Origin of the sequence: Mycobacteroides salmoniphilum (assembly GCF_004924335.1) — a bacterium.
GTDB classification, from domain to species: Bacteria; Actinomycetota; Actinomycetes; order Mycobacteriales; family Mycobacteriaceae; genus Mycobacterium; species Mycobacterium salmoniphilum.
Genome location: NZ_CP024633.1, coordinates 1,774,688 through 1,795,419, shown reverse-complemented (window position 1 = coordinate 1,795,419; position 20,732 = coordinate 1,774,688). Strand labels below are relative to the sequence as shown.

The 20,732-nt window shown below is 65.8% G+C and carries 22 protein-coding genes; 8 read left to right on the top strand and 14 right to left on the bottom strand.

Annotated features, from left to right (window positions below):
* Positions 1-277 precede the first annotated feature (277 nt).
* Positions 278-940 carry a GNAT family N-acetyltransferase gene (locus tag DSM43276_RS08975; RefSeq protein WP_078329204.1) on the top strand — a complete coding sequence of 221 codons (663 nt, stop codon included), beginning with the start codon at positions 278-280 and terminating at the stop codon, positions 938-940.
* Positions 941-954: 14 nt separating this feature from the next.
* A complete protein-coding gene (locus DSM43276_RS08970) occupies positions 955-1,617 on the top strand; it encodes an LppM family (lipo)protein (RefSeq protein WP_078326434.1) in 663 nt (220 codons plus the stop codon).
* On the opposite strand, the gene metF is transcribed toward DSM43276_RS08970, so the two are convergent.
* Positions 1,592-2,572: a methylenetetrahydrofolate reductase [NAD(P)H] gene (gene metF, locus DSM43276_RS08965; RefSeq protein WP_078329205.1), complete on the bottom strand. Its 981-nt coding sequence runs from the start codon at positions 2,570-2,572 to the stop codon at positions 1,592-1,594. The genes DSM43276_RS08970 and metF overlap by 26 nt on opposite strands.
* Positions 2,573-2,701: 129 nt before the next feature.
* Here metF and DSM43276_RS08960 point away from each other — a divergent pair, with 129 nt between their 5' ends.
* Positions 2,702-3,745, top strand: coding sequence for a polyprenyl synthetase family protein (locus tag DSM43276_RS08960; RefSeq protein WP_078326436.1), 1,044 nt, complete (start codon positions 2,702-2,704; stop codon positions 3,743-3,745).
* Between the two features lie 4 nt (positions 3,746-3,749).
* Positions 3,750-5,297, top strand: a complete 1,548-nt coding sequence (locus DSM43276_RS08955; RefSeq protein ID WP_078329206.1) for an alpha-(1->6)-mannopyranosyltransferase A — start codon at positions 3,750-3,752, stop codon at positions 5,295-5,297.
* Here DSM43276_RS08955 and DSM43276_RS08950 read toward each other — a convergent pair.
* Positions 5,294-5,698 carry an Rv2175c family DNA-binding protein gene (locus DSM43276_RS08950; RefSeq protein ID WP_078326438.1) on the bottom strand — a complete coding sequence of 135 codons (405 nt, stop codon included), beginning with the start codon at positions 5,696-5,698 and terminating at the stop codon, positions 5,294-5,296. The two genes, DSM43276_RS08955 and DSM43276_RS08950, sit on opposite strands and share 4 nt — an antisense overlap.
* 82 nt (positions 5,699-5,780) lie before the next feature.
* Between DSM43276_RS08950 and DSM43276_RS08945 the strand changes: the two genes are divergently transcribed.
* Both DSM43276_RS08945 and DSM43276_RS08940 read left to right on the top strand, forming a co-directional pair.
* The gene (locus tag DSM43276_RS08945; protein WP_078329219.1) at positions 5,781-6,221 is read left to right on the top strand and encodes an SRPBCC family protein; all 441 of its coding nucleotides are present in this window, start codon (positions 5,781-5,783) and stop codon (positions 6,219-6,221) included.
* 39 nt (positions 6,222-6,260) lie between these two features.
* The gene (locus DSM43276_RS08940; protein WP_109556036.1) at positions 6,261-7,556 is read left to right on the top strand and encodes a protein kinase domain-containing protein; all 1,296 of its coding nucleotides are present in this window, start codon (positions 6,261-6,263) and stop codon (positions 7,554-7,556) included.
* Here DSM43276_RS08940 and DSM43276_RS08935 read toward each other — a convergent pair.
* From DSM43276_RS08935 to DSM43276_RS08905, 7 genes are all read right to left on the bottom strand, one after another.
* On the bottom strand, positions 7,553-8,941 hold the full coding sequence (locus tag DSM43276_RS08935) for a class II 3-deoxy-7-phosphoheptulonate synthase (RefSeq protein WP_078329207.1): 1,389 nt from the start codon (positions 8,939-8,941) through the stop codon (positions 7,553-7,555). The genes DSM43276_RS08940 and DSM43276_RS08935 overlap by 4 nt on opposite strands.
* A 55-nt stretch (positions 8,942-8,996) precedes the next feature.
* Positions 8,997-9,488, bottom strand: coding sequence for a polyadenylate-specific 3'-exoribonuclease AS (locus tag DSM43276_RS08930; protein WP_078329208.1), 492 nt, complete (start codon positions 9,486-9,488; stop codon positions 8,997-8,999).
* Between the two features lie 9 nt (positions 9,489-9,497).
* A complete protein-coding gene (locus DSM43276_RS08925) occupies positions 9,498-10,796 on the bottom strand; it encodes a glycosyltransferase 87 family protein (RefSeq protein WP_078329209.1) in 1,299 nt (432 codons plus the stop codon).
* Positions 10,797-10,921: 125 nt separating this feature from the next.
* Entirely contained in the window at positions 10,922-11,653 is a 732-nt protein-coding gene (locus DSM43276_RS08920; RefSeq protein WP_078329221.1) for a lysophospholipid acyltransferase family protein, read from the bottom strand.
* 231 nt (positions 11,654-11,884) lie between these two features.
* Positions 11,885-12,268, bottom strand: coding sequence for a hypothetical protein (locus DSM43276_RS08915; RefSeq protein ID WP_078329222.1), 384 nt, complete (start codon positions 12,266-12,268; stop codon positions 11,885-11,887).
* A complete protein-coding gene (locus DSM43276_RS08910) occupies positions 12,265-13,545 on the bottom strand; it encodes an ArsA family ATPase (RefSeq protein ID WP_211196762.1) in 1,281 nt (426 codons plus the stop codon). The genes DSM43276_RS08915 and DSM43276_RS08910 overlap by 4 nt, the downstream gene beginning before the upstream one ends.
* Positions 13,535-13,975, bottom strand: coding sequence for an SRPBCC family protein (locus DSM43276_RS08905; protein WP_078326575.1), 441 nt, complete (start codon positions 13,973-13,975; stop codon positions 13,535-13,537). The genes DSM43276_RS08910 and DSM43276_RS08905 overlap by 11 nt, the downstream gene beginning before the upstream one ends.
* Positions 13,976-14,057: 82 nt before the next feature.
* Here DSM43276_RS08905 and DSM43276_RS08900 point away from each other — a divergent pair, with 82 nt between their 5' ends.
* On the top strand, positions 14,058-14,486 hold the full coding sequence (locus DSM43276_RS08900) for a nitroreductase family deazaflavin-dependent oxidoreductase (RefSeq protein WP_078329211.1): 429 nt from the start codon (positions 14,058-14,060) through the stop codon (positions 14,484-14,486).
* Here DSM43276_RS08900 and DSM43276_RS08895 read toward each other — a convergent pair whose 3' ends face one another.
* The gene (locus tag DSM43276_RS08895; protein WP_078329212.1) at positions 14,487-14,882 is read right to left on the bottom strand and encodes a polyketide cyclase / dehydrase and lipid transport; all 396 of its coding nucleotides are present in this window, start codon (positions 14,880-14,882) and stop codon (positions 14,487-14,489) included.
* An 81-nt stretch (positions 14,883-14,963) separates the two neighbouring features.
* Here DSM43276_RS08895 and DSM43276_RS08890 point away from each other — a divergent pair, with 81 nt between their 5' ends.
* Entirely contained in the window at positions 14,964-16,775 is a 1,812-nt protein-coding gene (locus DSM43276_RS08890) for an AMP-dependent synthetase/ligase (RefSeq protein WP_078329213.1), read from the top strand.
* A gap of 20 nt (positions 16,776-16,795) precedes the next feature.
* Here DSM43276_RS08890 and DSM43276_RS08885 read toward each other — a convergent pair whose 3' ends face one another.
* The 4 genes from DSM43276_RS08885 to DSM43276_RS08870 all read right to left on the bottom strand — a co-directional run bounded on the left by DSM43276_RS08885 (position 16,796) and on the right by DSM43276_RS08870 (position 20,730).
* Complete coding sequence (locus tag DSM43276_RS08885; protein ID WP_078329223.1) at positions 16,796-17,953, bottom strand: glycosyltransferase family 4 protein; 1,158 nt, start codon at positions 17,951-17,953, stop codon at positions 16,796-16,798.
* A gap of 5 nt (positions 17,954-17,958) precedes the next feature.
* Positions 17,959-19,122, bottom strand: a complete 1,164-nt coding sequence (locus DSM43276_RS08880; RefSeq protein ID WP_078329224.1) for a hypothetical protein — start codon at positions 19,120-19,122, stop codon at positions 17,959-17,961.
* Between the two features lie 65 nt (positions 19,123-19,187).
* Positions 19,188-20,288, bottom strand: a complete 1,101-nt coding sequence (ripC, locus tag DSM43276_RS08875) for a peptidoglycan hydrolase RipC (protein WP_268807859.1) — start codon at positions 20,286-20,288, stop codon at positions 19,188-19,190.
* A 220-nt stretch (positions 20,289-20,508) separates the two neighbouring features.
* A complete protein-coding gene (locus tag DSM43276_RS08870) occupies positions 20,509-20,730 on the bottom strand; it encodes a hypothetical protein (RefSeq protein WP_078326448.1) in 222 nt (73 codons plus the stop codon).
* Between the last annotated feature and the right edge of the window lie 2 nt (positions 20,731-20,732).

Genomic DNA, 20,732 nt, shown 5'->3' with positions numbered 1-20,732 from the left:
TCCCTCCCTCTGGCGCATCGCAACCGGTTGAGTATGTCGTGTCGTTTTATCAAGGGTGCCGCGGTTACAACACCCTCACGTTCATAATACGAGGTGAATACCCGCTATACCACCCGGTTCACCCACCAATCTCCCAGCCAAGCCCTACCGGGCACCCCCCAACGACGCGGCGCGCCGACGGACCCGGCGAAAACCGCGACAGCACCCAGGACTGGGCAGAGCGTGATAAACCCGGGCGGTACACCCGAAGCCCGCACGGAAACCAAAAGGACGCACGTTGACGACATTCCTGGCCGACTTGTCGCAACGCGATATGCAGCGCAGGCTCAGCGAAGCGCTTCGTGTTTATGTCATCGCCATGGGCTATCCGCACGGCACCGAGGATCAGCGCGCGCCCATGTGGCTGGAGCACAGCCGCAGACGCGGGTGGCAGGCGGCCGCCATCTTCGATGCTCCCACTATCCCATCGTCTGACGACACCGGACCCGACGCGGACCTTATGGACCAGGCGCGCATCGTCGGGATCGCGTACGGCTACCGCGGTGCCGCCGACCAATGGTGGCACCAGCAGGTCAGCCAGGGCCTGCGGAAGTCGGGGGTGCCGCGCGACCGCATCAGCGCCTTGCTCGACCAGTACTTCGAGCTGACGGAGCTGCATGTTGACCCTGCGCTTCAGGGCCACGGTTTTGGCGAGGCGTTGGCGCGGCGGCTGCTGGCGGGTCGCTCCGAATCGCATGTCCTGCTGTCCACCCCCGAGATCACCGGCGAGTCCAACCGAGCGTGGCGGCTGTACCGGCGGCTCGGATTCACCGATGTCGTCCGCCAGCATCAGTTCGCCGGAGATCCCAGGCGATTCGCCGTGCTTGGCCGGCCTTTGCCGTTGGAGCCCGGATATCGGCAACCGGATGTATCCGCCGTCTGGCACGATGAGCCACGATGACTAGGTCAGGGCGCGTGGCGCGCATCGCCGCCGTGCTGTTGTTGACGACGCTGCCGCTGCTGTCGGGATGCGTACGCGTCAAGGCCTCGATGACCGTGACCACCGACGATCACGTCTCCGGCCAACTGATCGCCGTCGCTAAACCGCAGGGCAAGGACGATAAGGGCCCTCAGCTCGATCGCAACATGTCGTTCGCCCAGAAGGTTCAGGTGGGCGAGTACGAGGAGAACGGCATGGTGGGGTCGCGCGCCATCTTCAACGATTTGACCTTCGCGGAGGTCCCCCAGCTGGCCGGGATGAACAAGAACGCCGCTGGATTCGATCTGACGCTGCGGCGCAACGGCGAGGTGGTCGTTCTGGAAGGCCGCGCCGATCTCACCGCCTTGGAAGACACGTCAAATGCCGATGTGTCGCTGGCTATTTCCTTTCCCGGCGATATCGAATCGACCAACGGGGAGACGCTCGGCTCCGATGCCGTGCAATGGAAACTCAATCCCGGTGTGGTGAGTACGTTCAGCGCCACCGCTCGCTACAGCGACCCCAGCACCCGCTCGTTCAACGGAGCCGCGATCTTCGTGACGATCTCTGCGCTGCTGGTCGGCGCCCTCGTCGCGTCCTTGGCGTGGCTGGACCGTGACCAATCCTCGCGGTTTACGCCCGACCAGTTCCCGGAGTAACCCGCACCCCGAGGTTCTCCAGCACCTCGGAGGTGGCCCGTGCGAAGTTGAGCGTCATGAAGTGCACGCACGGAACGCCCTCGGCGATCAGCCGGGAGGCCATCGCGGTGGTGACCTCGACGCCGACCTTGCGAACCTCGTCACGGTTCTCTTCCGGACCGCCTCCGGCAGCCCGGAGAAGCCGTTCTTCCAGCGCAGCAGGCAGCGTGGACGAGGAGAGCTCGACCTGCCTACGCACCGACCGCAGCGACGTGATGGGCATCAACCCGGGAACGATCGGCTTGGCGCCTTGTTCTGGATCGGCGGCCACCACCCGATCACGCAACCGCAGGTAGTCATCGACGTCGAAGAACATCTGGGTAATGGAGTACTCGGCCCCCGCCCGCAGCTTGTTCACCAGATTGGCCGTATCGCGTTCCAGGTCGATCGCCTGCGGGTGGCCCTCCGGGAAAGAGGCCACGCCGACGTGGAAATCACCCAGATCACGAACCAGCCGCACCAGCTCTTCGGCGTAGGTCAGGCCACCTGGGTGCGGAATCCATTCCGCATTCACGTCTCCAGCCGGATCGCCGCGCAGGGCAAGGATATTGGTGATGCCACGGTCCACATAGGCGCCCACCATGGCGCGCAGCTCGTCGACGGTATGGCCGACGGCGGTCAGGTGCGCGACCGGAAGCAAGGTGGTGTTCTCGGCCAGCTCACCGGTCACCCGCACCGTACGGTCACGGGTGGAGCCGCCCGCACCATAGGTCACCGAGACGAACACCGGCTGATACCGCTCGAAAACTCTTGCTGCCCGCCACAACCGAGCCTCGGCCGCCTCGTCGCGGGGCGGCATGAACTCCACCGAGAACGCGACATCACCGGGCGCAACCGCGGCCAGTCGATCGGCGATCGACCCCGGATCCTGCAGCTCGGCGACCGATGCGTCACGGTCGAGCGGGTGAGTTGTCACCCGTCCAGGATAGGTGCGATTAGTCTGGGTTCACTCCCCGCGCATCCGGGACCAATTACCGCACCGTGAAAGGACGCCCCGCTGAGTGTCAACGTAGCCGCTGCCAACGCCCGGCACCTGACCGATGCGGTGAGCGACCAACTGAGCCAGTTCCTGGCCGAATGCCGCGAGCACACCGCGCATATCGGACAGAACTATGAGCATGCGATCACCGCCCTCGACCAGTTTGTGCTGCGTGGCGGCAAGAGGCTGCGTCCGGCGTTCGCTTACTGGGGCTGGCGAGCGGTCACCGAGGATCCCGACCCGTGGAACCCCGAAGTACTGCGGGTGTGTGCCGCACTCGAACTACTGCACACCTGCGCGCTGATCCACGATGACGTCATCGACAGCTCCGCCACTCGCCGCGGTGAACCCACCATCCACGTCGAGTTCGCCGCCCTCCACCGCGAGAACGGCTGGTCCGGCTCCCCCGAACAATTCGGCATTTCCGCCGCGATCCTCCTCGGCGATCTGGCACTTACCTGGGCCGATGACATGGTGGCCGGGGCACGGTTGTCTCCGGAGGCACATGCGCGGACACGGGGCGTGTGGTCAATCCTGCGCAGCGAGGTGCTCGGCGGCCAATATCTGGACATTCTGTCCGAATCCTCTGGCGACGAGTCCGTCGAAACAGCCCTGCGCGTGATCCGCTTCAAAACCGCCGGCTACACCGTGCAGCGACCGTTGCAGCTGGGTGTGGCGATCGCGGCCGAGAACCCGGAGATCTCCGGACTTCTCGGTGATGTCGGACTGGATATCGGCGTCGCATTCCAGCTGCGCGACGACGTGCTCGGGGTTTTCGGGGATCCCAAGGTGACCGGAAAACCTGCCGGCGACGACCTGCGTTCCGGAAAGCGCACCGTGCTGCTGGCCGAGGCTCTGCGGCTGGCACGCGTCAAGGACAGTGCCGCCGAGGACATGCTGCACTCCTGGATCGGCAGCCCGCTCACCGATCAGCAGGTCGCGCAGATGTGTTCATTGATAGTCGACTTGGGCGCGCTGGCCGCCGTTGAATCCCGTATCGAAGAGCACACACACCGTGCACTGGACCAGTTGGCCGGCGCCGATATCGCCGACGACGCGCGTGCCGCACTGTCAGACCTCGTCCGATTGGTGTCCAACCGGAGCGCATGATCACGTGAGTACATCATCAAAGGCGCTGGAGCCTCCCCTGAAAACTGCCGGGCGGGCAGCCGTCTTCCTACGGTCCCACGCCGGACGCGCGGCTGTCACCGGATTCGGTGGCGCCATCCTCATTGCCATCGGCGGACTAGGTGCGGGCAGCACCCGGCAACACGACCCGCTGCTGGAATCGGTTGGGCTGTCCTGGTTGCGTTTCGGCCACGGGTTGGTGGTGTCCTCGATCTGCATGTGGCTCGGGGTGGTTCTCATGCTGCTGGCGTGGCTCGGGCTGGGTCGACATGTGATCGCCGGCAAGGTGACCAAGGAGTCCATCCTGGTCGTCATTCCCTGCTGGCTGCTGCCGTTGCTGGCCTCCGTACCGGTGTTCAGCCGGGATGCCTACTCCTACCTCGCCCAGGGCGCACTGTTGCGCGACGGATTCGATCCGTACGTGGTGGGACCGGTAGAGAACCCGAACCCGTTGCTGGAGAACGTCAGTCCGATCTGGTCCACCACGACCGCGCCGTACGGGCCGCTGTTCATGCTTATCGCACGATTCGTCACCCAGATCGTCGGAGACGACGTGGTGGCGGGAACCATGCTGCTGCGCCTGTGCATGCTGCCCGGCCTGGCCCTGCTGGTATGGGCCACACCCCGCGTCGCGCGCTGTCTTTCCGCCAACGCCAGCAAGGCGCTGTGGATCTGTGTGCTCAACCCGCTGGTCATCATCCATCTCATGGGCGGTGTGCACAACGAGATGCTGATGGTCGGACTCATGATGGCGGGCATCGCGCTCGCCCTTGAGCGGCACCATGTTTGGGGCGTCGCCGTCGTGACATTGGCGGTCGCCGTCAAGGCCACCGCCGGACTGGCACTGCCCTTCCTGGTGTGGATCTGGATGCGCCGACTCGTGCAGAGTGCCGACGAGGGCTCGCCGCAGCGCCGCCCGGTCATCGCGTTCGCCATGGCATCGGCGGCCTCTGTCACGATCGTGGCCGCGGTCTTCGCAGTGCTGTCCTGGATCGCCGGAGTCGGCCTGGGATGGCTCCCCGCACTGGCGGGCTCGGTGAAAATCATCAACTGGCTGACGGTGCCTACCGCGGTCGCCAACCTCATCAACGTCTTCGCAGGCCTTTTCGTCACCGTCAACTTCGATGCCTTGCTGTCGATCACCCGCGCTGTCGGCGCCGCACTAGTGGCACTGGCGCTGCCGGTGGTGTGGTGGCGGCACCGCCATAACGAACGCGACGCGATGTTCGGGATCCTGTGGGCGATGGTGATCGTGGTGCTCATGGCACCGGCCGCGCTGCCCTGGTATTACACGTGGCCGCTGGCCATCGCGGCGCCGTTGCTGCAATCACGCGCCGCCATCGCCGCCATCGCCGGGTTCTCCACCTGGATCATGGTGATCTTCAAACCCGATGGCTCCCACGGCATGTACGTGTGGATCCACGTGCTGATCGCGGCGACCTGTGCAGCCATCGCATGGCGGATGATCAATACCGCACCGGAGTCCCACGAACCCGAACCGGCCGAGGCCGATACGCCGGCACCTGCCGCCTAGTAAGCCATGGCCTGCGCCCGCCGCAGCACTTCGCGGGCTTGGTGGCCGTGCAGCGCGTCGACCGGGCGGGCCGCCTCGATACGTTCGGTGGTGCCATCCCTGGTCACCGTGAGCGACTCATCACCGGTGAACAACCAGCGCATGATTTCCGGCTCGTGGTATCCCCCGTCGCGCAGCACGGACAACAGCCCGGCCAAATGCTTCACCACGGGCCCTTCGGGGCTGAAAAAGATGACGGGAACCTTGATTTCGCCATTGCGCCGCACCGCGATCAGTTCACCGTCGCGCAGATATTGCTGAACCTTGCTCACCGTTACCCGCAGGCGCCCAGCCACCTCCTTGAGAGAGAACAGCGGCTCATCGGCGTCAAGTGTGTCGGCGACGTAGGGAATTGCGCTCATGACCAATGACGCTAGTCGTCCCGCGGGCCGCCGTCGTCCAAAAGTGTCCTCCGGGTGTGGTGACGCGCGTAACCTTCGGATCGTGACGAGTTCCGGCGATCCGACATCGGTCACCCACAGCGAGTACTACCCCTACCCCGTGGAGAAGGTCTGGGATGTTCTCGTCTCCCAGGAGCTCACCGCCTCACAGGTGAAGGAAGTCAACAATGCACCGGTCGAGGTCGGCGAGACCCGTGTCCTCATCACCCATCCGCTGCCCGCGGTCGGCTTCGATGGCGTGCTCCGCACCACCTACACCAGCGTGGTGCCTTGCGAGCACATCGAACAGGTGCTGACCGCCCCCGGAATCGAAGTGACCTCCCGGTGGAACCTGCTCCCGGAGCCCGGCGGCACCCGACTCCGCGTCACCTACAGCCGGTTCGACCCTGCCATTCCCCTGCATCGTCAATGGCGAACGATGCTGTTTTCGGGGGCCGGGCCGATGCTCAACTCCCTCCGCGAAATGCTCGATAAGCCACATTGACGACGAGGCGTTCCCGCATCAGTCGATACGATCGATGCGATGACATCGCCACAGTCCCCGACCGGCCGCCTCGACCCGATGGTCGGCGCCGTGCTCGACAGTCGGTATCGCATCGAGACCCCGATCGCGACGGGCGGTATGTCGACCGTGTATCGCGGGCTGGACACCCGACTGGACCGCCCGGTGGCCGTGAAGGTGATGGACAGCCGCTACGCCTCCGACACCGGGTTTCTGGCACGATTCCGGCTCGAAGCGCGGGCCGTCGCGCGGCTGCGTCACCCCGGCCTGGTCGCCGTGTTCGACCAGGGAATGGACGGTAGACACCCATTCCTGGTGATGGAACTGGTCGACGGGGGAACTCTGCGGGAGCTGCTGCGCGAACGCGGGCCCATGCCGCCGCATGCGGTGGCCGCGGTCTTCAACCCGATGCTGGGCGGATTGGCGGTTGCCCACCGCTCGGGTCTGGTGCACCGCGATGTCAAACCCGAGAACGTCTTGATCTCCGATGACGGCGAGGTCAAGCTCGCCGATTTCGGGCTCGTCCGTGCCGTCGCCGAAGCGGGGATAACCTCGACCAGCGTGATCCTGGGCACCGCGGCGTACCTGTCCCCGGAGCAGGTGCGCACCGGCTCCGCCGGCCCACGCAGCGATGTCTACTCGGCGGGCATCTTGATGTACGAGTTGCTCACCGGTTCAACGCCGTTCACCGGTGATACGCCGTTGGCACTGGCCTATCAGCGCATCGATCGTGATGTCCCGGCGCCCAGTGAGACGATCGACGGTATCCCGGAGGAGTTCGACGAACTGGTGCTGCGTGCCACCTCCCGCGACCCGGACGCGCGCTACGCCGACGCCGCACAAATGGGCGCCGAGCTCGATGCCATCGCCACTGATCTGCACCTGCCATCCTTCCGGGTGCCCGCGCCCCGGGATTCCAAACAGCATGTCGCCGAACAGCTATACCGCAGTCGGCTGATCGAGACCGGCGGCAGTACGGACGCCGCTCCCGCTCGTGATCTCGACGCCGCCGATACCGCCTCGGCCGCGGCGGCCCTGGGCGTCGCTCCACGACCCAGCGCCGCGCCGCGCCCCAGGGTGCCCAATCCCACCCGCATGATGGACCCGGTGCCCGCTTACGATCCCGAATTCGATCGGGATTTCGATGAGCCCGATGACTCGGCGTTCTTCGCCGATGTCGACGACTCGGACTACCGGTACGAACGTCAGCAGAGCCGCCGCGCGATCTTCATGTGGCTGGTGATCGTCTTGATCATCACCACCTCGGTGGCGGCGGGATGCTGGTCGCTGGGCGCCAACATCACCAACCTGCTCTAGTCCCTGAGCATCTCCGCGACGAGGAACGCCAACTCCAGCGACTGCTGGGTGTTCAGACGCGGATCGCATGCCGTCTCGTAGCGACCGGCCAGGTCGTCATCCGAAATATCCTGTGCCCCACCAAGACATTCGGTGACGTTCTCACCGGTGATCTCGACGTGAATACCGCCCGGATGCGTGCCGAGTGCGTTGTGCACCTCGAAGTAACCCTGCACCTCGTCGACGATCCGATCGAAATGCCGTGTCTTGTAGCCACTGGGCGACTCGTGGGTGTTGCCGTGCATCGGGTCGCACTGCCAGACCACCTGATGGCCGGTGGCCTGCACCTTCTCGATGATCGGCGGAAGTAGATCGCGCACCTTCGAGTTGCCCATCCGCGAGACGAACGTCAAACGGCCCGGCTTGTTGCGCGGGTCAAGACGTTCCACGTATTCGACAGCCTGATCGGGCGTGGTCGTCGGACCGATCTTCATCCCGATCGGGTTGGCGATGATCTCGGCGAAAGCCACATGCGCGTGGTCAAGCTGCCGTGTGCGATCGCCGATCCACAGGTAGTGGGCCGACAGGTCGTAGAGCGCGGGCTCGCCGTTCTCGTCCTCGGCCAGGCGCAGCATCGCCCGCTCGTAGTCGAGCACCAGCGCCTCGTGGCTCGCGTAGATCTCGGCGGTGTCCAGGTTGGAATCCGCCACGCCGCAGGCGCTCATGAACTTCAGGCCGCGGTCGATCTCGGAGGCCAGCGCCTCGTACCGCGCACCCGCGGGCGAGGTGCGGACGAATTCGCGGTTCCAGTCGTGCACCAGGGCCAGCGAGGCCAACCCCGAGCCGGTCACGGCACGCACCAGGTTCATCGCTGCGCTGGCATTGGCGTACGCGCGCACCAGACGCGACGCGTCGTGCTCACGCAGTGCGGCATCGGGGGCAAAACCATTCACCATGTCACCGCGGTAGGACCTCAGCCCCAGGGCGTCCGTGTCCGAGCTGCGTGGCTTGGCGTACTGGCCGGCGATACGGGCCAGCTTCACCACCGGCATGCTGGACCCGTACGTCAGCACCACCGCCATCTGCAGCAGTGCGCGGATGTTGGCCCGGATATGCGGTTCGGTGTTATCGGCGAAGGTCTCGGCGCAGTCTCCGCCCTGCAGCAGGAATGCCTCACCACGTGCCACCTGGGCCAGTTGGCCCTGCAAACGCTGGATCTCCGCGGGGACGGTGATCGGAGGCACGCTTTCCAGCACGGTCCGCATGGCAGCGGCCTGATTCGCGGGCCAGCTCGGCTGCTGAGCAGCAGGTTTGGCGAGCGCGGCATCGAGGCGCGCGCGCAGATCGGCCGGGAGCGGCGGCAGCTCCGGCAATTGGTCGATGGGGACGTCGACTGTCCAGTTCACGAACCCATCTTAACCGCCCCTTACCAGCGGATTTTTACCCGGGATTGCGCAGTGATCAGGCCGGCGGGACCATCGCGCGGTAGCGGGCCAGGTTGTACCGGGCATCGACCAGTGCATCGTGCGAGTCGGCGGGCCGTTTCGGCACGGCAGGCTGGCCCAGGTCGTGCCACAGCTGCTTGAGTTCCAGGGTGAACCGTGGGACCGGCCGAGGCAGCGCCGTCATCGGTCCCCACAGCTGGCAGAGCGCCACATGGTCGTAGGCACCCACCCAGGCCCACAATTCGATCGGGTCGGCCGGCCCACCACCATTGAGCCCAAGGAACTCGGCCAGCTCGTCACGGATCTGACCGCGTGAGCGCCACAGCGGCGACGACAACGCCGGCAGCTTGGGCAGCACGTTCTGACGTACCCACGGGCCCGCCTGCTGCGGATCGAAGGCGGTGGAGACTGCGTAGTACTCACGGCCGTCTTCGCACACCATCCCGATCGAGATGAGTTCGATGGTGCGGCCGTCGTCGATGAATTCCGTGTCGTAGAAATAACGCACGCGTGCCGCCTAATTGTGTGCCGGAGAGGCCGGCGCCAGCTCGTCGGCCTGTGTCGGCTCGTCTTCGCGCGCAACATCGTTCACGCCCGACGGATCGCGCCGTAGCCACATCCAGCTGGCCACGAGTACCCCGAGATGAACGAACACATACAAGCTAGGGATCAGGTCGTCCAGCACGCCGCCGGGTCGCAGCGTCAACGCACCGGAGTCCGGTGTCTTGCCACTCAGGCTGGTGAACCAGGCCGCGAACACCACGCAGAACGCCCACATCGTGAGCGCGGACGCCCGCTTACCCAGCACGTAACCGCGGTAACCCAGATGGACGACCAACGGCACGAACCACACCCAGTGGTGGCTCCAGCTGAACGGCGATGCCGCCGCCGATGCCATACCCACGATGGAGGTCGCCAGCAGCAGCTGATCTCGCCGGTAGGCCAGGACTGCGACCACCAGGCTCGCCACGATCACCAGCACAGACAGTGCGGTGGCGGTCCCGGCCGATAGGTCCAGTCGGAGAAACAGTCCGCTGATGCTGGTACTCGCGGTGGGATCGCGCGTGATGCGGCTGATCTTCTCGAAGGCACGGTCCACCCAGTAGTAGTGCGAGGCGGACGGCAGGAAGATGAAGCCCAGACCGATGGTGGCGATCAGCGTGACGGTGGCGACGACGGCCGCGCGAATCCGTCCCACCAGGACCAAGAAGACGATGAAGATCATCGGAGTCAGCTTGATGCCGGCCACGATCCCGATTCCGACCCCTGCGAGCTTCCACCGTTTGGGAGCCAGGATGTCCGTCACCACGACGGCCAGGATGAGCAGATTGATCTGACCCAGCTGAATAGAGAGCCGGACCGGCTCCAGCCACGAAACCAGCCCGACCAACAGGGCCAACAACCCCCACAACCCGGCCTTGGCGGAGACATTCAGCCAGGCCAGCATGCGCCACACCGAGTAGACGAGGAGCGCCGGGAACACCACGAGCGACAGGACCTGCGCCGTGAAGTCGGTGATGAAGGCCAGCGGGGTGAATACCAATGCCGCGAACGGTGTGTAGGTGAACAGCAGATCGTCGAGCTCGCCGTTGCGCCCGATCGAGTACAAATCCAGCCCGTCCAGTACCCGGGTACCACCGAATCGATACACCAACACGTCGATCTGCAGCGCATACGTCGGCCAGTGAATGAAGACGACCGCGTGCAACAACAGGGCGACAGCAAGGACGAGCGGGCCACCCCACGTGATCCATCTGGCCACTCGACGAGCGGAGCCGCGGTCCGCGATGGTGGATTTGTTTATTGAATTCGGCACGGCCCTCGCATCTCTCAGTTCTCCCGCCGGGTGGCCTCAAGACTAGCGGGCGCGGCGCGGATAGCTGACCCACGCCCCACGGCGGGGTGCCACCTCAGATGCAGGGAAGATGCACGGACCCCGGATTAACCGGCAGCGCTCTCCGGGATGCGGTCGGGCTGCGTGGAGGACTCCGTGGGCTTGCCGGTGCTCTCCTTGAGGGCGGCCGCGTAGATGTCGACATACTCCTGACCGGACAGCTGCATCAGCTCGTACATCACCTCGTCGATGACCGCACGTTCGATGAAGCGGTTTCCGGCCATACCGTCGAAGCGCTCGAAGTCCAGCGGTTTGCCGATTTTCACGGTGACCTTGGAAAAGTGCCAGCGAGCCGTTCCCGGCGGATTCATCACATTGGTGCCGACCATCGCGATAGGGATCACAGGTACCCCGGTGGCCAGCGCCATGCGCGCCAGGCCCGTCTTGCCCTTGTACAGGCGTCCGTCCGGGGAACGGGTGCCCTCCGGATAGATGCCCAGCAGCTTGCCCTCCCCGAGTAACCGCTTGGCGGTGCTCAGGGCGTTCTCGGCGGCATCGGCGCTGGCCCGGTCGATGGGCACCTGCCCGGCACCGCTGAAGAACACCTTCTTGAGCCAGCCCTTGAACCCGGGCTCGGTGAAGTACTCGCTCTTGGCAAGGAAGGTCACCCGGCGGCGCAACACCAGGCACAAGTAGAAGCTGTCCACCACCGCGAGGTGGTTACCTGCCAGGATCACCGGCCCGGACGAAGGGACGTTCTCCAGACCTTCCACTTTCGGTCGGCCCATCAGCTGCAGGATCGGCCCCATGAAGATGAACTTCAGCAGCCAATAGAACATCGCGCATCCTCTCCCGATCCCCGTGAGCAGCACAGGGCTGGCGCCGAGCTTACCCTCGGCCACGGCGAATCTCCGTGGACTGTCTAAGGTCCCGCGCCGGATATGAACGGAGCACATCTGCCGGGCGCATACATGGGACGCGACGTCCCGGAAGCGGTCCGAGGTGCCCGATCCCGCCGATGGCGATTACTCCCCGTCGACCAGACAGTCCGTCTCGGCGCAGGATGCTCGTTACTCGTCGATGTCGATCGGAATCGGTTGGTAGCCAGTGGATTGCGAGCTCGGCGAGGGAGGCGGGAACGGACTCTGATACTCAAGACCCGACCCACCATCTGGGCCGTCGGGACCACCTTGTCCCTCCGCCTCCAACATCGCCCGCACCACCATGACCAATGCCAGGCTGTGTTCGGCGATCGTCGCCAATAGCGGATGGTGCTCACCCTCGACAAGGGCCGCCAGCGCGCAGACGGGGCAGAACAGCTGACTGCACTTTCCGGGCACGCCGCCGTCTCCGGGGGCGCGAGCAGCCTGCCGTAGCGCCGGGTCGAGCATGTCAAGGATGGAAGCGGCCAACGCCCGCAGCTCGGGACCGAGCTCCGGATGGGTACCCGTCACGTCGGCCACACCTCCGGATCCGCTCTAAACCGTATGGTCAGCTCGCTACTGACAAGCCGGGCATCGACAACCACACAGCGCCGCAGCACGGAGGCCAGCCGGACCCGCCGGCGCATCCCATTTGCGCCGATGACCAGGTCATCTCCCACCCGGCCGAGGCTCAATGTGGCCGGGTCAATCTGCGGTAACTCTAGCCGTAACCGATAGACGGTGTCCGCTCCGGATCCGGATTCGTGCTCGACGACGGTGGCCAGCGGCGCCGGGGGCGCAGCGCCGTCGCGCCGTCGCACCGCCTCGGCCAATTCCCCGAGGGCCTCCGGCCCGATGGGCTCACGCGACAGATGCGGTACCAACAGCATCTCCACGTCCCCGATCGCCTCCCCCATCTCGTCGAGCACCGCGGCTTGGTCGGCGATGCGTTGCATGTACCAGTCAAACGCCGGATGCGCGGGCAGATTGTGGTATTCGTACGAATCATCTTGAATGAGAACCTGATTGACGATCACCTGATCGATGCGCACGCCCATTAGCGCTAACGCTCCCACGGTGCGGATGGCCTCGGCGACCACCACCCGCTCGGGAGTGAGCACCAGATGCGCTGCCACCCGCTCGGCGTCCGACAGCAAGCCCGCGAGCCGATCCGCCGACGCCGCAACGCGTTCCAGCAATTCGGCCAGAATCTGCGCGCGAGGCGTGCCGACACCGCCGAGTCGACGATGCCGCGGCCAGGCTCGTTCCAGGTACATCGCAAAGGTTCCGGGCAGGGTCAACATGCGCAGCGCGTCGGCCGTCGAAGCACAGTCGACCACGACGACATCCCATTCGCCCGTCTCGGCGAGCTGCTGGACCTCATGCAGCCCAAGCATCTCCTGGACACCCGGCAGCGCGGAAAGCTCTTCGGGCGCAAGCGATCCGATATCCGATTCGGGGTACTGCGCTGCGATCGTCTCAGCAATGTCACCCCAACGCCGCTCCAGCAGCCCCAGGGTGTCCAGAGCCATGACGTCGAGTTGTCCCCCGTATGGGTCCTCGAGCACCCGCACACAATGGGCACCCGGTGACGGGTCCACCCGGACGCCGAAAACGTCGCCAAGGGAATGCGCCTGGTCGGTGGACACCGCGAGCACCCGTTGACCGGCCCGCGCGTAGCGCACTGCGGTGGCACCGGCCAGCGTCGACTTACCCACGCCCCCCTTGCCGACGAAAAGGCCGATGGTGGCTGTCAACGGCGATTCGACATCTGGGCGCGGCGTCGCGTCGACGTCGCTAGCGGTCAGATTCGACTCGCTTCTTCAGATCCTTGAGCGCGGAATCGGTGATCTTGCGTTCGGCCTTACGTTTGAGCATTCCGATCATCGGAATTTGAAGGTCGACCGCCAGCTCATACGTCACCTCAGTGCCAGACCCTTTGGGCGCCAAAAGGTATGTCCCTTCCAGCGAACGCAATAGGGAACTTTCCGCCAGGGTCCAGGTGACCTTGCGGCCATCCGGAGACCACACGTACTCCAGGACCTGGGTGTCCTTGAGGACGCCGGCGTCCAGCACCAACCGGGCACGCTTGACCCTGCCCTCGGGGTCGGTGTCGAGCACCTCGGTTTCCTTGTACTCCGACACCCATTCCGGGTAGGCGCCGATATCGGCGATCACCGCCATCACTTTGCCGGGTTCGGCATCGATGGCAATCGTTTGGGTAGTCTTCTCAGCCACCTGACAGACGGTACCCTTCTCCCTGGCGCTCGGATACTCCCATCCTGGCAATTCGCCGCGGCCGCGCGAAGGAGAGACGTCCATGAGTCGTCTGGTGGCGAAGGTGCTCGGTGTGCACCAGAGCATCTACATCGCATCGAAAGGCTATCTGGGTCATCGTGTTCCGGGGATGGCCCCCAGCCTGCTGCTGACCTCTATCGGCGCCAGGAGCGGAGAGCAGCGCATCAACTCGCTGACCTACGCAGCGGATGGCGACAATCTCGTCATCGTGGCCTCCAATGGCGGCGCCCGGCGCAATCCCGCCTGGTATCACAACCTCAAGGCTCATCCGGACGTGCAGGTGCAGCTGGGCAGGCACCAACGCCGCGTCCGCGCGACGCCCCTGCTGCCCGGCGACGCGGACTACGAGCGACTGTGGAAGTTAGCCGACACCAACAACTCTGGCCATTACAGCGCCTACCAGCGGGCGACGTCCCGGCCCATCCCGGTGGTCGTGCTCACCGCCATCTGATCAGGCCTGCGGCACCCACGATTCACCGATCGTCCGCGTGGCCTCGAGCCGCTGCTTGACTCCGAAGGCAAACCGCTTCCCGGCGATGCGACGGGCATGATTGAGCTTGGCCAGATTCAGCTTGGCCACCTGTGCGGCGCTGACGCCGGTGGGCTCGGCGTGCAGGAAGTAATGCAGGATCGCGCCGTCCAGCGAGGGCTCGAGCCACACTTCCATCGTCCCGGTGAGGGCTCCGGCAACCGTCCAGCGGATGCCTTTCTCGCCCCGCTCCTCGACGACGTTGAGCTGCAGGTCAGGCCACCAACGGCGCCAATCTGCGGGGTTGGAGATGGCGCGGCCGATGTCCGCGGGATCCGCGGCGATAAAGGTCTGGTCGGCGACCTGAATGCTGTTCATCGCGGACAAGCTTAAGCCTCGCCGCCGAAGGAAATGCGGCAACGCCTTCGACGATCTTCAGGCCACGACTAGTCTGAGCCGGTGCGAGAGTTCAGCGTCCCTGCCCCGTTCACCGTCGAGGACAACGCGTCGGTGGTTCATGCCGTCTACGACTACGAGCGTGAAGACCCCAACCAGGCGGCATTCTCCCGCCTCGTCGACGGCACCTGGACACCTGTCACCTACGCGGAGGCTGCGGCGCAGATCCGTGCGGTGGCCAATGGTCTGATCGCCAAGGGCGTGGCGCCCGGCGATCGCGTGGCACTGATCTCGGCGACACGCTACGAGTGGACGATCATCGACTACGCGGTCCTGTCGATCGGCGCCATCACCGTGCCCATCTATGAGACGTCTTCGGCCGATCAGGTCCGGTGGGTGTTGCAGGACTCCGCGGCGGTGGCCCTGTTCGTGGAATCCGATGCCCACGCCACGGTCGCCCAAGAACTCGCCCCCGAACTGCCCAACCTGCGCACCGTGTTTCACATCGCCAGTTCGGGTGCGCCCGCAGCCCTCGACGAACTCACCGAGGCGGGTGCCGGTGTGGACCCCGCCGAGCTCACCGGCCGACTCGACGCCATCAAGGCCACCGACCCCGCGACACTCATCTACACCTCGGGAACCACCGGACGCCCCAAGGGCTGCCAGCTCACCCACTCCAACCTGGTGTACGAAACCCGCGGTGCGCGTGCCGTTTTCCCCGACTACTTGCAGAAGGGCAGCAGGACGCTAATCTTCCTGCCGCTGGCTCACGTGTTGGCCCGCGGCATCGCGATGGCGTGCTTCCAATCCAAGGTAAGCGTCGGTTTCACCAGCGATATCAAGACGCTGGTACCGACGTTCGGGATTTTCAAACCGACCTTCATCGTCTCGGTCCCCCGCATCTTCGAGAAGGTGTACAACACCGCGCGGCAGAACGCCCTGAACGACGGCAAGGGAAAGATTTTCGACGCGGCCGCTGATACCGCCGTCGAATACAGCCAGGCGCTGGACAACGGCGGCCCGGGCATCGTGTTGCGCGCCAAGCGCGCGGCCTTCGACAAGCTGGTGTACGGCAAGCTGCGCGCGGCGCTCGGCGGTGAGTGCGTGGCGTCGATTTCCGGTGGAGCCCCGCTGGGTGCCCGGCTGGGCCACTTCTACCGCGGCGTCGGTCTGACCATCTACGAAGGCTACGGCCTCACCGAGACGACGGCAGCGTGCGCGGTGAACGTCATCGGCGGGCTCAAGATCGGCAGTGTCGGAAGGCCGTTGCCCGGCAACGCCGCCAAAATCGCCGACGACGGCGAACTACTGGTGTCCGGTGGTGTCGTGTTCAGTGGCTACTGGAACAACGAGACCGCTACCAGCGAATCGATCCTGGATGGCTGGTTCCACACCGGTGACCTCGGCGCGATCGACGAGGACGGCTTCATCACGATCACCGGCCGCAAGAAGGAAATCATCGTCACCGCCGGCGGCAAGAACGTCGCACCCGCGGTGCTGGAGGATCAGCTGCGCGCTCACCCGTTGATCAGTCAGGCGATGGCCGTGGGCGACAAGCAGCCGTTCATCGGCGCTCTCATCACGATCGACCCCGAGGCCATCGACGGCTGGAAGCAGCGCAACGGCAAGCCAGCCGGTGCCACCGTCGCCGACCTGGTCGAGGATCCTGATCTCCTCGCAGAGGTCGAGACCGCCGTGAAGGCAGCCAATCAGGTTGTCTCCCATGCCGAAGCCATCAAGAAGTTCCGGATCCTGCCGGTCGACTTCACCGAGGCCACCGGCGAGATGACGCCGACACTGAAGGTGAAGCGCAACGTGGTTGCCGAGAAGTTCGCGGCAGATATCGACGCGATCTACTCGGGGTCACCCGAGTAGATCGGTCCACCCGAACGAGCCTAGGCGGAGCCGCTGATCAGTTCGGCGAAGCGCGCCGCATGGTGATCCCAGCGCCAGTGATCGGTCACCCAGGTGCGCCCCGCTGCGCCCATCATGGCGGCGCGTGCCGGGTCCGACAGGATCTGAACAATCGCTTCCGTGATCGCGGGCACCGACCTGCCGTCTACGACGAGTCCTGTCTCCCCGTCGCGCACGGTTTCCGGTGCGCCCCCGGAGTTTCCAGCGACCACCGGGACACCACAGGCCGACGCCTCCAGGAACACTATCCCCAGACCCTCGACATCGAGCCCCGCTCCGCGTGTACGGCAGGGCATCGCGAAGACATCGCCCATCGCGTGATGAGCGGGTAGCTCTTCCCACGGCACACCGCCGGTGAACACCACGTGCTCATCGATACCGAATCGATTGGCCAACGCACGCAACGGTTCCGCATACGGTCCGCCGCCCACGATCACCAGCGCCGCGCCGTCCACCTGCTCCCGGATCGCCGGCAGCGCCTCGATCAGCATGTCCTGGCCCTTGCGCGGAACGAGCCGGGAGATGCACACGATGGTCGGCCGCTCGCCCAGCCCGTAGCGCCGCCGCAGCTCCTCGCGTGCCACCGGGTCGGGGCGGAATCTGCCGGTGTCGACACCGGCGGGCAAATGTTCGAGTGCCGCACGTGGACCGAAGGCCGCGGCGAAGCGGCCCCGCGTGTAGCGGCTGACGTAGGTGATCACATCGGTGCTGTCCCCGATCTGTCGCAGCGCGGACCGCGCCACCGGCAGCATCGACCAGCCGACCTCGTGCCCATGCGTGCTGGCTGCTGTCACGGCGGCCCCTGCCGCCTTCGCCGCCGAGGACAACAACGCGAGCGGTGCGGCCGCGCCGAACCACACCACCTCGGAGCGCTGCGAGCGGATGAGGTCCACCATGCGCTGCCGGACACCGGGACCAGGCAGCATCAGCGAGGTCGGGTGGCGCACCACGTGGTAATCGGCGGCGGCATCGTAACGTTCACACCCCTTCCACCGCGGCGCATAGACAGTGACCTCATGCGATCCGGCCAGCCGGATCACCAACTCCTGCAGGTAGGACTGAATACCGCCGGTCCTGGGTGGAAAATCGTTGGTGACCAACAGGATCCGTCGTCGCTGGCCGCCAAGCTGAAAGGTCACGACGCCTACCGTAGTGGACGAGAGCCGAGCCAGCTCCGCCACTGCCGAACCAGCGTTGCCTCGTCGATGCCCAATGCCCGCTGGATCGCCGCGCCGCGCGGCGCGGCGACGACATCCGCCCCGTACCGGTACAGCTGCACAAGCTTGGGCTCACCGAAGGCCTCGGCCACGTATTGCGCCACCGACCAGGCTTCCTCGTACGCCTGTGTGCGGCGGGGCCCCGGACTGTCGATGTCGTCGTCGGTCGGTAGATGGTCCGGAATCTGGCCCGCGGCAAGGGCACTCGCCAACGTGGGGGCGGCGTTGCGGAACGGGGTGCCGCTACCGCGGCGCCCGTTGTAGTCGGCCACGCCCTCCACCAGCCAGAGGGGCGCATGGTCGCCGGTGACCGTGCGGGCCGCGGCGTGGAAGAGCTCGTGGCGCAGCACCACACGAAACTGATCGGGTGGCAGTGCTGCCGAGCCGGGCGCGAAGATCACCCGCTGCCCCACGGCCACTCCACTATCGACACGGTCGACCACCGCGGCGGCGGCGATTCCCTCGGTGTGCTCGCCACCGACAAGAGCGGCGAACTCGGCGTCGGTCCCTGCCGCGATCAGCAGCACCCCCGCATGCCATTGCGGGCCCCAGAACTCCGACAGTGACGTCACCGCACCGGATATCTCATCGACAAGCCGTGGCGCCACCGCTGAGCCCGGGTGTCCGAGCACCACCGCATCCCGGTCCCCCGCTCTCTTCCGCGTCTCCACTACCGGCGCGAACTGCCAGGGCACGGCGACCGCGCCGGCGTCGAACAACCGCCAGGCGTCATTGTCGTGCAGCACGCCGACCGTGAGGGGGCGCCGAACGGCGACGGTGTCCACCCCGCTGATCGCGTAGACCAGCGCGGCGTCCAGTGTCCATTGCTGTTGCCGGGCAACGGGATCAGCCGGAATCTCGGCCGCCAGCCGGTACTCGAAGGTGTCCGTCGTCAGCCCCGAGAGGTTCTCCTGCACCCGCCGCGAAGCCTCGAAGAACGCGGGCCTGCCGGGGGCGAGCACGGCGCGCAATGCCGCGACGTCATGGCTGCGCAACGCATCGGCATAGCGTGTCAGCAGTGCTTGAATCGCCGTGCGCACATCGTTGGCCGGCGTGGCGGGCCGTGCTCGACAACCCCCGCAGAGAACCAGCAGGAGCACCGCGAAGAGCGATGCCCAGCGTGCTACCCCGGGCACACGCGCACGATGGCCGCGGCTCAGTAGCGACGCGCGTTATAGATCGGGCCGGAGGACGTGATGGGCGCGACCGCGACCGGAACACCGTAGGTGGAGGCGTGCACCATCATGCCGTTGCCGACATAGATGCCCGTATGCGAGGCGTCCCCGTAGAAGTTGATGACATCGCCGGGCTGCAGATCGCTCAGCGCGACGGGTGTACCGCCACGTGCGAGTGCCTGACTGGAGTGCGGCAGCGACACGCCCTGCTGGCCGTAGGCCCACATCACCAGACCCGAGCAGTCGAAGGCGTTGGGGCCGGAACCGCCCCACGAGTAGGGCGCGCCGATCCGGGTCAATGCGGCCGCGACGGCGCTCGCACCGACGGGCGAACCTCCGCCGCCGATGGCGGCTTCCGGCGCGGGTGCCGCGGCAGCGGCCTGCATCAGCGGCTCGTCCGGGGCCTGGCCCGGTTCGCCGGCGGGCGGCGGGGGCACGGGCGCCGGTGCCAGCAGCTGCGCACGCTGGCCGGGGCTCAGGGTGTTGTACTGCGACTTGACCACCGCGATCTGCACCTGCAGCTGGCTCTGCTTGGCCTGCAGCGAAGCGCGTACATTCTTGGCCTGCTCGGCGGCCACCCGGGCCTGCTCGGCGGCGTCGCGGGACCGCTGCTCGGCCTGATCTGCCGAGGACTGCGCAGCGCGGTAGTTGTCCATCCGGCCACGCATCTCGCCGCCCACCGTGCGTTGCACCGAGAGCTGGTCGATCAGGTTCTGCGGCGAGTTTGACGTCAGCACGGCACCGTAACCGCTGGTGTTGCCACCCATGTAGGCGGCGACCATTGCCTTGTTGACGTCAACTTGGTACGTCGACACCGCCATGCGCGCGGCCTTCGCGACGGCCTCATCGGCGAGAACAGCCTTTTCGGCATCGCGCTGGGTCGCCAGCTTGGCGTCGAGATCGATCTTCGCCGAGTTAGCCGCCTCGGACGTTGCCTCGGCCTGGCGGGACAGCTCGTTGAGCTTCTTGACAGCGTCGTTGTTGGGGTCGGCAGTCGCGACATGACCACCCGTAAATACCCCGCCGACCAGGGCGGCAGCAGTCAGCGCGAGCATGGCACGTCGGAGAGGAGAGGGCGTCAGTCGATCCGAATCATTTCGAAGAAGACGCCCGACACTCACTGACTACATCCCTTTACTGCAATTTGATCGCCGCGAACTACGGCGCCGATAGGTCTCAGATAGGTTACGAAATGGCATCGACATTGTCCACCGGAGTGTGGAATGACATCAGTGTCGCGTAAACGCCGGTTCTCCTCCCCGTTTCCGGGGCGGGCCATCATGCACCTATTTCGAGTGTGCCCTATGCGACTCCCGCATCGGGCGTCTTCGCCGAATGAGGCGTGTCGTACGTGCGCTGAATCGGCACCAGGCGCAGCCTGGGCGCCATCCCGGCCTCGGCCAGGACGGCCAGCGCGGCACGTTCGTCGTCGGCGAGTGTCTGGGGCACCCCCAACAGCACGCTGACCACGCAGTCACCGCATCCCGGGCCGCGCATCGCGCAATCGTCGCAATCGATGAGCATGG

Excerpts from the sequence above, each read along its gene's own strand:
- DSM43276_RS08920 (WP_078329221.1), bottom strand. The coding sequence starts at position 11,653 with ATGTTCTATTGGCTGCTGAAGTTCATCTTCATGGGGCCGATCCTGCAG.
- DSM43276_RS08870 (WP_078326448.1), bottom strand. The coding sequence starts at position 20,730 with ATGCTCATCGATTGCGACGATTGCGCGATGCGCGGCCCGGGATGCGGT.
- DSM43276_RS08940 (WP_109556036.1), top strand. The coding sequence starts at position 6,261 with ATGACATCGCCACAGTCCCCGACCGGCCGCCTCGACCCGATGGTCGGC.
- DSM43276_RS08895 (WP_078329212.1), bottom strand. The coding sequence starts at position 14,882 with ATGAACAGCATTCAGGTCGCCGACCAGACCTTTATCGCCGCGGATCCC.
- DSM43276_RS08950 (WP_078326438.1), bottom strand. The coding sequence starts at position 5,698 with ATGAGCGCAATTCCCTACGTCGCCGACACACTTGACGCCGATGAGCCG.
- DSM43276_RS08900 (WP_078329211.1), top strand. The coding sequence starts at position 14,058 with ATGAGTCGTCTGGTGGCGAAGGTGCTCGGTGTGCACCAGAGCATCTAC.